The following is a 15093-nucleotide window of genomic DNA, read 5'->3' as shown; positions in this document are numbered from 1 at the left end:
TACATCGAATTGTAGCAATAGTACATTGCAATTGGGCGTTCTTAATATAACAAAACCCCCAAATAATTAAAACCTACCACAATGAAAAAAGTCTTTTCATTTTTAGCAATAATATCCATCATACTCGTCAGTAACTGCACACAGATACCCGAAAATGATAATCCTGTTATAGGTATATGGTCAGATGTAGAAGTAGCACCTGCCAGCCTAACCGGCAAGTCAGAAACCGTTCGTAAGGAGTGGATATTCAACGATGCTTATTTAGGACGTTACCACCGTAAGAGTAACGGCAGCATTACTTTTAAAACAGACTTTAAATGGAGTTACGAAAATGACACCTATACAATATCATACCCAGGAACAGATATGGAGAGCCAAATTGTCTCTATGAAAACTTCCGAGGAAGGAAACACATTAGCAGATTCAGAAGGACACACAATGGCCTTAAGAGAATAAAAATATTACTAGGTTTCAAATACGCTAAAACCCATATTCTTAATTGAATATGGGTTTTTAAATTAAGTAGATCTCTATCTACCTATTGTCCTCAACGGACTTTCCTTAAATTTTTCGTTTCTAATCCCTATATATAGCCATTACTGGCGTATTAATGTTTCGTATTAAATCTTCAGTAAGACTATAGGTAAATAAACGTTGATAGAAATTACGTTTATGATTGATCAGACAAACCATATCTATTTCATTTTCTATACAATAGTCCAATAACGATTTTTTTATATCTATAGAATCAATGGTCTTAAAGGTAACATTGCTCACATCATGATTTTTAAGCGAGGCTTTAAAACGATCCATCATTGGTACAATAGAATCTCCATGCGCTAAATCAAAATGTACAACGTGTAGTTTTGCCTTAAAACTCTTAGATTCATTGATTAAATCTTCCAACGGTTCTTTTTCATCTTCTTGATAATCTACCAAGAACAGAATATTATCTAAATCACCATCAAACCTAGCATGGCCGGGAACCACAACAACAGGCTTATTTATTTCATCTAAAATCTTTAAAGTACTAGTTTCTGTAAATAGCTGAAATAGGCCGCTTTTACTAATTTGGGTACCCATGACCACCACATCTATCTTATCCTCCCTTTTCCCTATATACTGAGTAAATGTGTCAATAAAATTTCCTTCACGCACTACATACTTTACCTTTAAACTATCAACCTTATTTTCTTTAAGTATTTTTTCAAAAGGCGGAAAGGTTTCCTTTTTATTTCTAAAGCTCTGTATATCTACTTTTTCATATAATTCCTGCTCTACCTCTGTAGTTTCCGTTTCAAGATTGTAAGCATGAAAAACGATGATTTTCTTCTCGGTCTTTTTTGCATATTCCACTGCGTACAAAAAGGCATTCATTGAAACTTCCGAAAAATCCGTAGGGAAAAGTATGCAGTCCATAGTAATTGTTTTAAAATGATATTCCTAGGTTAAGTTCACTGAGTAAAAATGTAATCGCTAAGTGGCTTTCAAGTTCCATTTCTAAATAAAATTAAAAAGATGTTGCCAGATATTTCACGGCAAAGACCAAAATAATACTTACAACAAGACCTATCACCACCTTAATCAAATCCACACCTAATGATTTAAACATCTTGGCTCTAGGTTCATTTTTTCTAAGCATATAGTTTAAAGCTATTTCACGACCTGCCAGTATACCAATAAACACCCAAGTGGTACTCATAGGCACATTATTCATTTCCTTAAAGTAGAAAAGAACAACACCGTAAACAAAATCTATAATTGTTGCTGATCGAATATCTACAGTATTTGTTTTAGACTTAATGATATTTTGAATAGCCCCACCTTTTGAAGCTATTATATAGGCTAACAAGCCCAGAATAATCACCAATGAAAAGATTAATGTATACACATCTAATTCTCTTGGTAAGTAAACATAGATATTTGCAAAATCCTGAATTAGCCATTGGGACCATAAAAAACCAGTAGAACACCATTGTAATATAGTCCAAAGTCTCTCCTCTTTGTCCGTAACAGGGCTTTCTAAAAACTTTTTCTCCACTAGGCGCGATATTGCTAAATAGAGCACAATAGCCGTAACAAATGCTACCCCATAACCAGACAGCGATTTAGTGACCATAACACCTAAATTTTCCTCATTGAAGAAGGTAAGAATTAGGAATGATGTGCTTACCGGAATACCGGTACGGGTTAATAGCATTAGAATTAATGGCGGAAGTAAATAGTACCAAGAAAATAGTTCTGGCATAGGATACTTATCCAGCCTACCATAAGAAACATCCCCATTATGTGTTATATACCCATAAATTAGGGTTCCCGCCAGAATACCTCCAGCAAACAACCAAAGTACCCACCATTTCTTTCTTTCATTGGAACTTAGAAATGTACCTAGGGTTTGTATAGTATCATTTCCTACAACGGAGTATGCAGCCAAAATAAAACCTAAATACATAACTATAACTGAAAAATCCAAAATGTGCTGGTTTTATATTTTGCCGCAAATAAAGAACATTCATATGAATTGAATTGCTCATTACAGATTATTAAATATTTAAATAATTGACAACTTAAAAACTATAAAAAAGGCTGCAATCATAAATGATTGCAGCCTCGTATTCTATACTAGCAGTTAGCTATCTAAGAATTCTATTTACTATCTTCTAAAAGAAACTCTGTGTAATCTAAAATATATACACCTAACAAACTCCACTTAAATTTTTCGCCACCATACTTCGCTTTAAACTTATCATTATCCATGAATAAAGACTCAAAATGCTCATCGAAGTCCTTTTTAGTTAACCATAATACTTTTTCATCACCTTTTTTGATGTAATATGACTTAGCTATACCACCAGCTAATTTCATACCTCCAATTCCGATACTAGCAGTCTGCTTAGCCCATGGGTCAGAATACACTTCAATAAACTGACTGTATTTTGGATTAACAACTTGCATTAAGTATTCTTCTTCTTTCTTCTTATTTTTCAAAGAAACCATTTGGTTAGTATACATAGTATACCCTTTGTTCATATATTTGGAAGCATCGGTTTTTCCCCATTTGGTAGCATCATTCATGAAGTTACTTTGGTTGTTCAGCTTCTCCAGTCCAGAAGGCGCCATATACAAATCGACAATTTCTTCCGCTTTAACACGAACCTTTTCGCCATCTGGCTTAATGAACTTGATTTCGTTAATCTGACCTTTCTTACGATCTACATCTTTAATATCGGCTTCCAATTTGGTGCCATCTTTAAGCGTAACATAAGCTGGTTTTTTTCGAGAGTAAGAAGAATAAGCTGGATCGAACGCGGCTTGTTGTTCGCGCTCTTTTAAACTCTCTTGTCCAAAACAAACAACGCTGGACATAAATAATACCATTGATACTAATTGTAATTTCATAATAGGGGTTTAAGGTTATTGTACTGCCCCTAAAATAGTTCGTCCGCCAAGTGGCGGACGAATATTTGTTGTGAAAAACACTAATTATTATGCATCAATGTTCGCATATACAGCATTTTTCTCTATAAATTCTCTTCTTGGAGGAACTTCATCACCCATTAACATAGAGAATACTCGATCAGTTTCAGTAGCATTATCTATCTGAATTAGACGTAGCGTTCTAAATTCTGGGTTCATTGTAGTATCCCATAACTGATTAGCATTCATCTCACCAAGACCTTTATAACGCTGGATGCTTACACCTCCGCTATAGCTATCTGCTATCTCATCACGTTCCTTATCAGACCATGCATAACGTTTTTTGGCTCCTTTTTTCACCAAGTATAAAGGCGGTGTAGCAATATAAACGTGCCCGCTCTCAATAAGCTCACGCATATATCTAAAGAAGAACGTTAGAATTAGTGTTTCAATGTGACTACCATCTACATCGGCATCACACATAATCACTACTTTATGGTAACGCAGTTTTTCTAAGTTCAATGCTTTACTATCTTCTTCCGTACCAATAGTTACTCCTAGTGCGGTATAGATATTTTTAATTTCCTCGTTTTCAAAAACCTTATGTTGCATGGCTTTTTCTACGTTCAGAATCTTACCTCGTAAAGGAAGAATTGCCTGAAACTTACGGTCACGCCCCATCTTGGCCGTACCACCTGCAGAATCACCCTCAACAAGAAATACTTCACATTGCGCAGGATCTTGCTCAGAACAATCGGAAAGTTTACTCAGGTAAGCCTCCAATACTCATTACAGTCTTACGCTGTACCATTTCACGAGCTTTTGTAGCTGCGTGACGTGCTTGAGCCGCAAGTATTACTTTTTGTACTATTATTTTAGCATCGTCTGGATGCTCTTCTAAGTAATTAGATAACATTTCTGAAACAGCCTGCGAAACTGCAGATGAAACTTCACGGTTACCTAACTTAGTTTTTGTTTGACCTTCAAATTGAGGCTCTGCAACCTTAACGGAAACAATAGCAGTAAGACCTTCTCTAAAGTCATCTCCTTGAACCTCGAATTTCAACTTCTCGAGCATTCCTGAAGCATCTGCGTACTTTTTCAAAGTAGTTGTAAGACCTCTTCTAAAACCTGATAGGTGTGTACCACCTTCATGTGTATTAATGTTGTTTACATACGAGTGCAAGTTTTCTGTGTAACTCGTATTATAAATCATAGCGACCTCAACTGGAATATCGTTTTTCTCGCCTTCCATTGAGATTACACCGTTAATCAACGGCTCTCTATTGCTATCAAGAAACTTAACAAATTCCTTTAGTCCTTCGTCTGAGTAAAAGACCTCAGAAACGAATTCTCCTTCCTCATCTTTTTGTCTCTTATCCGTAATGGTAATAGTTACTCCTTTGTTCAAAAACGAAAGCTCACGCATTCTGTTAGACAAAGTTTCATAACTATACTCTATTGTTTGCTGAAAAATCTGATCATCTGGATGAAAAGTAACCATTGTACCTCTTTCATCTGTCTCACCAATACTCTTTACAGGATACATTGCTTTTCCGCGCTCGTATTCCTGCTCCCAAATTTTACCATCTCTATAAACGGTAGCTTTTAAGTTATCAGAAAGTGCGTTCACTACGGAAACACCAACACCGTGAAGTCCACCAGACACCTTGTAGGAATCCTTATCAAATTTACCACCGGCACCAATTTTGGTCATTACCACCTCTAGAGCGGATATACCTTCTTTTTTATGTAAATCTACCGGAATACCCCTACCATTATCTCGAGTGGTAATGGAGTTGTCTTCGTTAATTATGACACTAATAGTATCACAATGACCACCCATAGCTTCATCTATGGAGTTATCAACCACCTCGTATACCAAGTGGTGAAGACCTCTAACGCCCACATCTCCAATATACATGGATGGACGCATACGTACATGTTCCATACCCTCTAGGGCCTGAATACTGTCCGCGGAATATTGATTCTTTTTTTCTTCTTTATTAGCTTCTTCGCTCATAAAATTAACTAGTTTTAGACTTAATTTTTGGCAATCTCACAAATATACGCAAAACCCCATAGAATATAGGGTTTTGAGAGAAGTCATAACCTCTAAGTTATCAACAAAAATTGTGGAAAAATGCGATTATAGCATTCTGTCTATATCTACCTTGATTTAAAGCCTAAGTTTCTCAAAATCAAACTATAAAAATAAGGTATTCTCTTGAGACTCATCTTTGAATTTCATGAACCGCTAATTATTTCTAAAGAACCCAGACCATAATTGGTAGTCACAGGCACAAAAGAAAAGACCTGCTGGCTTTTATCGCGCAACAGGTCAAATTCTAGCTAATTATATAAATAACCTTCAAAAATGGTTCTAATATGCGTCATCGTGTACATTAGCCACTGCTCTACCGGACGGATCGTTCATGTTCTTGAACGCCTCATCCCAATCCAAAGCTATTTGTGTACTACATGCTACAGACGCTTCTTGAGGAACACATAGTGCTGCTGCATCTGAAGGAAAATGAGATTCAAAAATAGATCGGTAATAGAATTCTTCTTTGGAAGTTGGTGTCTGAATAGGGAAACGGAATTTAGCGTTTGCCAATTGTTCATCTGAAACCTCATCGTTAACAACAACCTTTAAAGTATCTATCCAGCTGTACCCTACTCCGTCAGAGAATTGTTCTTTCTGTCTCCATGCTACGCTCTCCGGTAACATATCTTCAAAAGCTTTTCTAACAACCCATTTCTCCATACGCTCGCCATTGATCATCTTATCCTTTGGGTTGATGCGCATAGCTACGTCCATAAATTCCTTATCTAAGAACGGCACACGACCTTCAATACCCCAAGCCGCTAAAGACTTGTTGGCACGTAAACAATCGTACATATGCAACTTACTCAGTTTACGAACAGTTTCTTCGTGAAATTCTTTATCGTTTGGTGCCTTATGAAAATAAAGGTAACCTCCAAAAAGCTCATCTGCACCTTCACCAGAAAGTACCATTTTAATACCCATAGATTTAATTACCCTAGCCATAAGATACATGGGCGTTGAAGCTCTAATGGTAGTTATATCATACGTCTCCAAGTTGTAAACAACATCTTTAATTGCGTCCAAACCTTCTTGAATAGTAAATTTTATTTCATGATGCACCGTTCCAATATGATCCGCTACTTTTTGAGCAGCCGCCAAATCTGGAGAACCCTCTAGCCCTACTGAAAAAGAGTGCAACTGAGGCCACCAAGCATCTGTTGTGTCACCTGATTCAATACGTTTTTGTGCGTATTTTTTAGCTATTGCCGATGTAACAGAAGAATCCAATCCTCCTGAAAGCAATACGCCATAAGGTACATCTGACATTAACTGACGGTGTACCGCAGCTTCTAATGCTTCTTTAATTTCTTGAATACTCGTTTCGTTATCCTTAACGGCATCATACTCCATCCAATCTCTTGTATACCATTTTTTGAATTCACCATCTTCACTACTCATGTAGTGTCCCGGAGGAAATAGTTGAATTTTTGAACACGTACCCTCTAAAGCTTTCAATTCAGAAGCAACATAGAATGTACCGTTTTGATCCCAACCAATATAAAGTGGAATAATACCCATATGGTCACGTGCAACGAAATAAGAATCGTTTTCTACATCATATATTGCAAAACCAAAAATACCGTTCATCTCATCTAAGAAATCAGCTCCTTTTTCTTTGTAAAGGGCTAAAATAACTTCACAATCAGATTCTGTCTGGAAATTATATTTTCCCTCAAATTGCTTACGCAATTCTCTATGATTATAGATTTCGCCGTTAGCGGCCAAAACCAATTTTTTATCTTCACTGAACAACGGCTGCGTACCGGAAGCTGGATCAACAATTGCCAAACGCTCGTGCGCTAAGATTGCTTTATCATTGGCATAGATACCACTCCAATCCGGACCACGGTGACGTATTTTTTTAGACATCTCCAATAACTGGGGTCTTAAAACATCTGAACTTTCTTTTAAATCAAATGCACATACAATTCCACACATAACAATTTGTTTATTTCTAATTTGAAGTCAAAAATGCGACTAAACTTTCAATTATAAAACATATATACTATAAATGATTTCATATTGTAATTTTAAAATGTTATTCGACATCAATACGTCACTATATCTAATTATTTAGATTAAAAATCATTCGTTCTGTAAGTAGTGGAAAATTTAACGACTTTTTAGTTGAATTTATATTGAATACTAACTAGTTTTATCTCAAAACAAATCCAATTATGAAAAAAGTACTTTTTATTGCTTTAATGGCATTCGCCATGACCGTTTCAACCGATGCATTAGCTCAAAAATTTAGTGGACTAGACAAAAGCCCTATGGATATGGCGGCTTTCCCTACCGATTACAAAGTGTCTACAAAAACTGCTCGTATAATTTATAGTCGCCCACAATTAAAAGGTCGTTCTCTATCAGAACTTGCTCCTGCAGGAAAAGTTTGGCGTACGGGTGCTAATGAAGCTGCCGAGGTAACTTTTTATGCTGATGTGAATTTTGGCGGGAAAGATATTAAAGCTGGAACCTATTCTATCTTTACTATTCCTGGACAAGGCGAATGGACAGTTGTTCTTAACAAAAACTTGAACCAATGGGGTGCATATTCTTATGACGAAAGTGCAGATGTTGCTCGTGTTAACGTACCTAGTTCAGAAGACTCTAACTCTCTGGAAGAATTTTCTATTGCTTTTAAAGAAGACGGAGCTGGTTTTAAAATGGTTATGGGATGGGACAAAACAAGAGTTGCAGTTCCTATTACTGTTGCAAAAAATTAAAGTATCCTGAAATCTATAATTAGAAAAACCGAAGCCTTAAGAGCTTCGGTTTTTTTTATGCGTTAACTTCTGTTAACTATCTTGTTTTACCGTTTATAAAGGTTTGCTCTGCCATAATCGTAGGAATCTCAGCAACAGGAACTGTCATCATATCCTTATCATAGATTACAAAATCTGCAAACTTTCCAGACTCTATACTTCCTTTTTCCTCTTCTTCAAAATTAGAATACGCTGCCCAAATTGTCATTCCACGTAATGCCTCTTCCCTTGTGAGCACATCTTGCATTTGGAATCCTCCTTCTGGATAACCTTCCACATCTTTTCTAGTTATTGCTGCATAAAACGTTAGAAACGGACTCACTTGCTCTACCGGAAAATCCGTACCCAACGCAAGTATTCCCGCTTTATCTAAAAGTTTCTTATAAGCATAAGCTCCTTTCATTCGTTTCTCACCTATACGGTCTTCTGCCCAATACATATCACTAGTAGCATGTGTAGGCTGTACGGAAGGTATTACTCCATTACCAAAATAGTTGAAGTCTAATGAGTCAATAATCTGAGCATGCTCTACTCTCCAACGGCGATTGGGTTTATCTTTCAAAACTTCTTGATATGTTCTAAGCACCACTGCGTTGGCAGAATCGCCAATAGCGTGGGTATTCATCTGATACTCGGAAATTGCTAAACGGCGTGCTAAATCTTCAATTTCATTTACAGGTGTTACATAGCTCCATAATGACCCCATTTATCGGCATATGGTTTTTTTAATGCTGCTCCACGGGAGCCGAGTGCCCCATCTCCGTATACTTTTATCGAACGCACATTTAGCCTATCTGTTTTTATGGGTCCTTTATAAATAAAATAATCTACATCTTCCGGAATATTGCTAACCATAGCATACACCTTAATCGTAAGCTCTCCTGTTTGTTGCAAACTATCTATAAGCTCTATAGTAGCGCGATTTAATCCCGCGTCATCAACGGTAGTTAATCCATTATTCAAACAAATCCTTTCAGCGTCTTTTAATGCTTTCACTTGAGCATCTAAGTCTGGCATCGGAATTTTAGCATACACCAAATCCATTGGGTTGTCTACCAGTACTCCGGTAATACCCATTGCCCCTCTTACAATTTCTCCTCCCTCTACTTTTGTTCGCCAGTCAATACCGGCCAAATCTAATGCAGCCTTATTTACCAACAAAGCATGGCCATCTACGCGACTTAAAGCCACAGGAGTATCAGGAAAAATTTTATCTAATTCTTTACGGGTTGGATATTCTTTAACCTCCCAATCATTCTGATCCCAACCTTCACCTAGCACAAAATCTTTGGGATTTTCATTTTGAAAAGCTTGAACGCGCTCCAGAACCTCGTCAAAACTTTTGGTTCCGACAAGATCAACCACTTGCTGTTTAAGACCTAAACCAAAAAAGTGACAGTGGGCATCTATAAGGCCTTGGGGTTATGGTACGACCATCTGCATCTACCAATTGGTCTGAAGTGTATTTATCCCTAATTTCTTCGGTAGTACCTACGGCTATAAATTTTCCGTCATGAACAGCAAAAGCTTCTGCTTTAGAAAACTCTTCATCAACCGTGTATACATTAGCATTCACGATAACCAAGTCCACATTTTCTTTCAGGTATTCACAACCTGTAAGGAACAACAATAATAAAGGAAGTATCTTTTTCATAGTAAGAGAATTTGGAGGTTACCAAAAGTACATAAATTATGTACTACTCCCTTACTACTTCTAGTTGTGGAAAAAAGTCTTTTCCACATTTTTTAAATTACATGATTTTTACTCGCGCTCCTTTTATTTCAAAAGTACCTTCAGCATAAGTATACGTACCCGAAAGAACTTCTCCTTTTGCAGTTAGTTTAACTTTAAAAACAGTGCCTTCTAACTTTATTTCAAAACTAATAGTATTACCTACTAAATTAACTTTTTTGCCAAAAACCTCCTTTTCATCAAGCTGAACAAATACATTATTCTCTCCGTTCTCATGAAAAATAGAAAGCGCCCCTAACTTATATTGTTCGGGTGCATTTTCTGCAGAATATTCCCAACTTCCAAGTAGTTCACTCTCTACAGGCTTTACTTCTTTACACTCCTTATCATCGGTATTCAAAACATTTGCGCTCAGAGCGCTACCAAAAGTCATGCTAGTTAAAAAAGCGGCCAATACTGCGAGGGAATTTTTCTTAAAAGTTCTCATTTCTTCAACAAATTAATTCGTACTAATTTCAGGTACATTTCTTATTTAAAAATGGAACCATCTATATAAAACGAACATAAGACCCTTATTATTTTGTTGAGCGCGATTTAGGCTTGTCTGCCATTTTAACGTAAACAAGTTTTTTACGTCCTTTTGAATCTTCGCGACGATCTACTTCTATTGATTTGATGGAATTGATAAGCGGCGTAAGCTTTTGAAAACCGTAGTTACGAGAGTCAAAGTTGGGTTGTTTTTTCTGCAAAAGACTCCCTACATCACCCAAAAAGGCCCATCCGTCATCATCGGCCACATCATCTATTGTAGAGGCTATTAATCTAATATCTTTAGCTGTAATTCTATCTACATTACTCTTGGCGGCCTTTGGCGTCTTAGCACTAACAGAACTATCTTCTTCCTCGTCTTCCTTCTTCAGGATTTCTATATAAATGAATTTATCGCAAGCTACTATAAAAGGGTTGGGTGTTTTCTTTTCACCAATCCCAATACCTGCATACCGGCTTCACGCAAACGCGTAGCCAAACGAGTAAAGTCACTATCACTACTCACGATACAAAATCCGTTGACCTTTCCTGCATAGAGCACATCCATAGCGTCTATGATCATAGCAGAATCCGTTGCGTTCTTACCTTGGGTATACCCATATTGCTGTATTGGGGTTATAGCATTCTCTAAAAGAACATTTTTCCATTTCCCAAGACGTGGATTGGTCCAGTCTCCATAAATACGCTTTATGGTAGGATTGCCGTATTTAGCAATTTCTTCCATCATTTCCTTTACATAGGCCGAAGGAATGTTGTCACCGTCTATAAGTACCGCAAGATTTAAATCCATCATGATTATATTTTCTTTACTGCAAGTTACGTTGATTCTTCCAAAAAAAAGAAGCGATTTTTACATAAAAAACCACAATCCATTCATTTCTGGCCTCGCTGCTTTTTATTAGGTTTTAAGAAGGTTCTTCACTAAGTTTGATTTTCCAAACCCAATATTTTTATGAAAAATTCCATCCAAAGTTCTTTTATAGCTTTCATTTTAATTTTTGCTGTAGCCCTTTCTGCAAACGCACAAAATCTAGACAAACAGTTTTATCAATTAAAAACCTATTTACTAAAAGATGGAAATCAAGAAAAGGTTGTAGACACTTATTTAAAAGATGCCTATTTACCTGCTTTAAAAAGAGCGGGAATAGAGAATGTTGGTGTTTTTAAATTAATCCCTTCAGAAGACATAAACGACCTTAAAATTTATGTACTGATACCTTTTAGCTCTCTTGACCAATTTTTGACATTGGATAATATGTTAGCTCAGGATAAAAGCTATATTTCTGCTGGTGATAGCTATATCCATGCAAAACATGATAACGCCCCTTATGAGCGTATCAATTCCACTTTAATGAAAGCTTTTCCTAAAATGCCTATAATGGAAGCATCCAAAATAGAAGGGCCAAGAAAAGAACGTGTGTACGAACTTCGTAGTTATGAATCTTCCACCGAAGCCATTTACCAGAACAAAGTAGATATGTTCAATGCAGGAGGTGAAGTAGCACTCTTTGATTCCTTAGGTTTTAATGCCGTTTTTTATGCCGAAGTATTATCCGGAGACCGTATGCCCAACTTAATGTATATGACAACTTTTGAAAATATGGAATCTAGAGACGCCCACTGGGATGGTTTTAGAACAGCTCCAAAATGGTTGGAATTAAAGGCTGACCCAAATTATCAGAATAATGTTAGCAAGGCAGATATTATACTGCTTTACCCTACTGAATATTCAGATTATTAATAAAAAAATTAATTAGGGTGTGGGCTTACTAATAATAAACTCCACCCTTCTGTTTTGCTTTCTACCTTCAGAAGTAGCATTATTAGCTATTGGCTTGTCTCCTCCGTGACCTTGCCATACTACGCGATTTTTATTAAGACCCAAATGCACAAGGTATTCGGCGACAGCCTTTGCTCGTTTCTTAGATAAAGAACGATTATACTTATTACTCCCAATAGAATCCGTAAAACCGTTTATTGAAATATGTAATGTCTTATTCTTTAACAAATAGAAATAGATACCACTTAGCTCTTTCTTAGCAGTTTCCAACAATGAAGCTTTATCAAAAGCGAAAAGAACGTCTTCAAAGACGTGGATTTTATCTAGTTCAAATGTGCGTGATTCCACATTTGCAAGAACAACTTCTTGTTTGACTTTATTAGTTTCTGCTTCCGATACCTCAACCATATCTACATAATAGTACGCACCTTGCTTGGCATTGCGCTTGGTCTTAAAAAGCCGGGTTCGGGCATTGCTTTTGAAGTTACCGATCATTAGATATTTTTCCGAGCCTTTAGCTACGAATTCTGTATGCACCAATATCCAATCTTGGGTATCCGAATAGAAATTGGAATACCCTATTTCTAAATAATTATAAGCGTTTTCTTTCTGTTGATAGAGGAGCTTCTTTGACAATTCCTCTTTTACAGGAATACGCAGTTTATCCTTAGAAAATAGAACTCCAAATTCTTTAATGGCGAAATCTGAACGTTCTGCTAAACTCACATAAAAAGATACCCTATACTTTGTTCCTTCTTTTAACGGTTGAAGTAATTTAGTTTGAAAATATTCTCTGTAATCATCTGGTGCAAAAAGATAAAGCCCAGCATAACCCTGACCAAAATTTGCAGGTTGCGATCCATTAAAATTCTTTGGTGTACCCATTTCCGTACTGCATCCATTAAAGTAATCTGTAGAACCCTCCGTAGGAGTTGACCAACCTTTAACATCTGTACTAAAATTACCCAAGCGTTTAGGGCAATTTACGTAAGCTTCAAAACTGGGATTTTCAACTAAGTTCTGTGAATTCAACGTGTGCCAAAAGCACATCCCGAATAAAAAAAACATCATATTCCCGAGTGGAAATTTAGTCATCATGAGCGTTTAAGTCGGCTCTAAAATAGACAAATAAAAACATACTCAAATTTACCCTATCTAAGCAGGGTAGTCTTTTTAAGGTATAAAGGACTATTGAATAGGTTAGTTTAAAGAATCAATATAAGCTTGAATTAAGTCTACACCTTCCGTGTGTAATTCTGTAATACCTATGAGCGGCATAGAAGGTCCGTAAGCAGGGTCTGTATCAACTCTTGCTCTAATATCTGCTTTAAATTCTTCTACATTGCTATCTGCATACAAAGTTTCATATCTAAAATCTGGACGAATACCTTCGTTTGAATTATGTAGACCACCAAGGTTGGTGACAATGTGCACAATTCACATCCATATAAGCTTTGGCACGTTCCGTAAGCGTAAAAGAATCATCTATCCAATCTGGAAGTCTTTCAATTGCTGCCGTGGCAGGTGCCTCGGAAAGCAAACCTTTATCAATGAAATTTTGAAGTTGATTTTTACCCTTGTACACAAAGTTTAAGTTTCTCGCTTTGGGACCAATTGGAATAGTTGTATTGTTTACATCATGACACTGAGTACAATTAATTGTAAACGGCACTTTATAGCCAACGGATTGATTACTACCCGAACCATCTATCCAGCTTACCTGTACAGTGGGTGCATCATTACTAAAGTTAGCTTCTGTCTGATTTTCGTTCCAAAGATAATTGCCCATACTCCATGCTCCATTAGATTTAATCATCACACGGGTTTCTATTAATTTTGTACCAAGAGATTCATCTCTTTCATCATTATAATAGAAGAAGGTTTTACTAATTATAGTATTATCCGGGAACTGCAACAACCCTTCATCAGTGTAAGTCATCTGTGCACCTTCAGGAAGAGATATGGTTCTGAATTTTTGGGCATAATCACTATACAAAGGCGTGCTTAAACTATACTCGTATGAGGTGGTATTGGGAACCAAATCGCTTGGGTTTCCTCTGAATATTTTTAAATCGGATAATTTTGGAAGAAACTCAGCAACAGCATAAACGGTATCATCTAAATACGGATTACTACCTCCTGTTACCTCATCACCATTATTCACGCCATCTGCATCACAATCGGCATTTTTCCAAACATTATTTGCCGCGTTGTAACCTGTATAATTTTCATCTTGAATAGGATCGCAAGGATTGTTTTTATCAGTTCCGTCCGCATCTTCTTGAAAATCGGGAATACCATCACCATCCGTATCTTTGGTTTCATCTACATATGGATCTGTACCATTGGCAAGTTCTTCTGCATTTGTTATACCATCAATATCACAATCGGCACCTAGCCAAATGGTATTATCCGCATCGTAACCTGTATAACCAGAATTGGGTTTTGGGTCACAAGGATTGGTTTTACTTGTACCATCTAAAATTTCCTTTGAATCAAGAATTCCATCGCCGTCTGTATCTACATCAACAGAAACCGGAGCCTCAGAATCATCGGACCCACAAGCAGCAAAAAGAATCATTGATGCTACAAGTACAATACCAGCGATTTTTCTTCCCGAAAGAAACCTAAAACTTCTATGATTGGCCTGGGCGTTTTTATTATTCTGAAACATGATGTATTTTCTTATTAGCAACTAAAACAAAAATAAGTATTCTAGCACGAATCTTACGACAGCATAGATAAGACCCTAAAAAAATCGGGTAAACACACTTTACCT

General features: G+C 36.7%; 11 protein-coding genes and 3 pseudogenes. 3 read left to right on the top strand and 11 right to left on the bottom strand.

Annotated features, from left to right (window positions below):
* Window positions 1–81: 81 nt before the first annotated feature.
* Window positions 82–456 carry a lipocalin family protein gene (locus tag Q5W13_RS13600; RefSeq protein ID WP_155594508.1) on the top strand — a complete coding sequence of 125 codons (375 nt, stop codon included), beginning with the start codon at window positions 82–84 and terminating at the stop codon, window positions 454–456.
* Between the two features lie 120 nt (window positions 457–576).
* Here Q5W13_RS13600 and Q5W13_RS13595 read toward each other — a convergent pair whose 3' ends face one another.
* The 5 genes and pseudogenes from Q5W13_RS13595 to asnB form a co-directional block, all read right to left on the bottom strand.
* Window positions 577–1419, bottom strand: coding sequence for a universal stress protein (locus tag Q5W13_RS13595; RefSeq protein ID WP_304443370.1), 843 nt, complete (start codon window positions 1417–1419; stop codon window positions 577–579).
* Window positions 1420–1510: 91 nt separating this feature from the next.
* Window positions 1511–2473 (bottom strand): hypothetical protein, encoded by a 963-nt coding sequence (locus Q5W13_RS13590; RefSeq protein ID WP_304443369.1) that lies wholly within the window; start codon window positions 2471–2473, stop codon window positions 1511–1513.
* Window positions 2474–2646: 173 nt separating this feature from the next.
* Window positions 2647–3399: a hypothetical protein gene (locus tag Q5W13_RS13585; RefSeq protein ID WP_155594510.1), complete on the bottom strand. Its 753-nt coding sequence runs from the start codon at window positions 3397–3399 to the stop codon at window positions 2647–2649.
* Window positions 3400–3486: 87 nt separating this feature from the next.
* Window positions 3487–5440, bottom strand: a pseudogene (gene gyrB, locus Q5W13_RS13580) (DNA topoisomerase (ATP-hydrolyzing) subunit B).
* Between the two features lie 360 nt (window positions 5441–5800).
* A complete protein-coding gene (gene asnB, locus Q5W13_RS13575; RefSeq protein ID WP_155594512.1) occupies window positions 5801–7465 on the bottom strand; it encodes an asparagine synthase B in 1665 nt (554 codons plus the stop codon).
* Between the two features lie 239 nt (window positions 7466–7704).
* On the opposite strand from asnB, the gene Q5W13_RS13570 reads away from it, so the two are divergent.
* Window positions 7705–8253, top strand: coding sequence for a DUF2911 domain-containing protein (locus Q5W13_RS13570; protein WP_304443368.1), 549 nt, complete (start codon window positions 7705–7707; stop codon window positions 8251–8253).
* Between the two features lie 76 nt (window positions 8254–8329).
* Here Q5W13_RS13570 and Q5W13_RS13565 read toward each other — a convergent pair.
* The 3 genes and pseudogenes from Q5W13_RS13565 to Q5W13_RS13555 form a co-directional block, all read right to left on the bottom strand.
* Window positions 8330–9946, bottom strand: a pseudogene (locus Q5W13_RS13565) (amidohydrolase).
* A 97-nt stretch (window positions 9947–10043) separates the two neighbouring features.
* Complete coding sequence (locus Q5W13_RS13560; protein ID WP_304443367.1) at window positions 10044–10472, bottom strand: hypothetical protein; 429 nt, start codon at window positions 10470–10472, stop codon at window positions 10044–10046.
* An 88-nt stretch (window positions 10473–10560) separates the two neighbouring features.
* Window positions 10561–11324 (bottom strand): annotated as a pseudogene (locus Q5W13_RS13555) (NYN domain-containing protein).
* A 162-nt stretch (window positions 11325–11486) separates the two neighbouring features.
* Between Q5W13_RS13555 and Q5W13_RS13550 the strand changes: the two are divergent.
* Window positions 11487–12275, top strand: coding sequence for an NIPSNAP family protein (locus Q5W13_RS13550; protein ID WP_304443366.1), 789 nt, complete (start codon window positions 11487–11489; stop codon window positions 12273–12275).
* A gap of 12 nt (window positions 12276–12287) precedes the next feature.
* Here Q5W13_RS13550 and Q5W13_RS13545 read toward each other — a convergent pair whose 3' ends face one another.
* From Q5W13_RS13545 to Q5W13_RS13535, 3 genes are all read right to left on the bottom strand, one after another.
* Window positions 12288–13385, bottom strand: coding sequence for an OmpA family protein (locus Q5W13_RS13545; protein ID WP_304443365.1), 1098 nt, complete (start codon window positions 13383–13385; stop codon window positions 12288–12290).
* 129 nt (window positions 13386–13514) lie between these two features.
* A complete protein-coding gene (locus Q5W13_RS13540) occupies window positions 13515–13748 on the bottom strand; it encodes a hypothetical protein (RefSeq protein ID WP_304443364.1) in 234 nt (77 codons plus the stop codon).
* Complete coding sequence (locus tag Q5W13_RS13535; protein ID WP_304443363.1) at window positions 13714–14988, bottom strand: hypothetical protein; 1275 nt, start codon at window positions 14986–14988, stop codon at window positions 13714–13716. Before Q5W13_RS13535 ends, Q5W13_RS13540 begins: the two co-directional genes overlap by 35 nt.
* Between the last annotated feature and the right edge of the window lie 105 nt (window positions 14989–15093).

This window comes from Zobellia laminariae, from assembly GCF_030553095.1.
Classification (GTDB): Bacteria; Bacteroidota; Bacteroidia; order Flavobacteriales; family Flavobacteriaceae; genus Zobellia; species Zobellia laminariae.
Note: the sequence above shows the minus strand (reverse complement) of the source record. Positions and strands in the feature narration are given on the sequence as shown.

Bases quoted from the DNA above. Each gene is read 5' to 3' on its own strand.
- Q5W13_RS13600 (WP_155594508.1), top strand. From the start codon at position 82: ATGAAAAAAGTCTTTTCATTTTTAGCAATAATATCCATCATACTCGTC.
- Q5W13_RS13595 (WP_304443370.1), bottom strand. From the start codon at position 1,419: ATGGACTGCATACTTTTCCCTACGGATTTTTCGGAAGTTTCAATGAAT.
- Q5W13_RS13585 (WP_155594510.1), bottom strand. From the start codon at position 3,399: ATGAAATTACAATTAGTATCAATGGTATTATTTATGTCCAGCGTTGTT.
- asnB (WP_155594512.1), bottom strand. From the start codon at position 7,465: ATGTGTGGAATTGTATGTGCATTTGATTTAAAAGAAAGTTCAGATGTT.
- Q5W13_RS13570 (WP_304443368.1), top strand. From the start codon at position 7,705: ATGAAAAAAGTACTTTTTATTGCTTTAATGGCATTCGCCATGACCGTT.
- Q5W13_RS13560 (WP_304443367.1), bottom strand. From the start codon at position 10,472: ATGAGAACTTTTAAGAAAAATTCCCTCGCAGTATTGGCCGCTTTTTTA.
- Q5W13_RS13550 (WP_304443366.1), top strand. From the start codon at position 11,487: ATGAAAAATTCCATCCAAAGTTCTTTTATAGCTTTCATTTTAATTTTT.
- Q5W13_RS13545 (WP_304443365.1), bottom strand. From the start codon at position 13,385: ATGATGTTTTTTTTATTCGGGATGTGCTTTTGGCACACGTTGAATTCA.
- Q5W13_RS13535 (WP_304443363.1), bottom strand. From the start codon at position 14,988: ATGTTTCAGAATAATAAAAACGCCCAGGCCAATCATAGAAGTTTTAGG.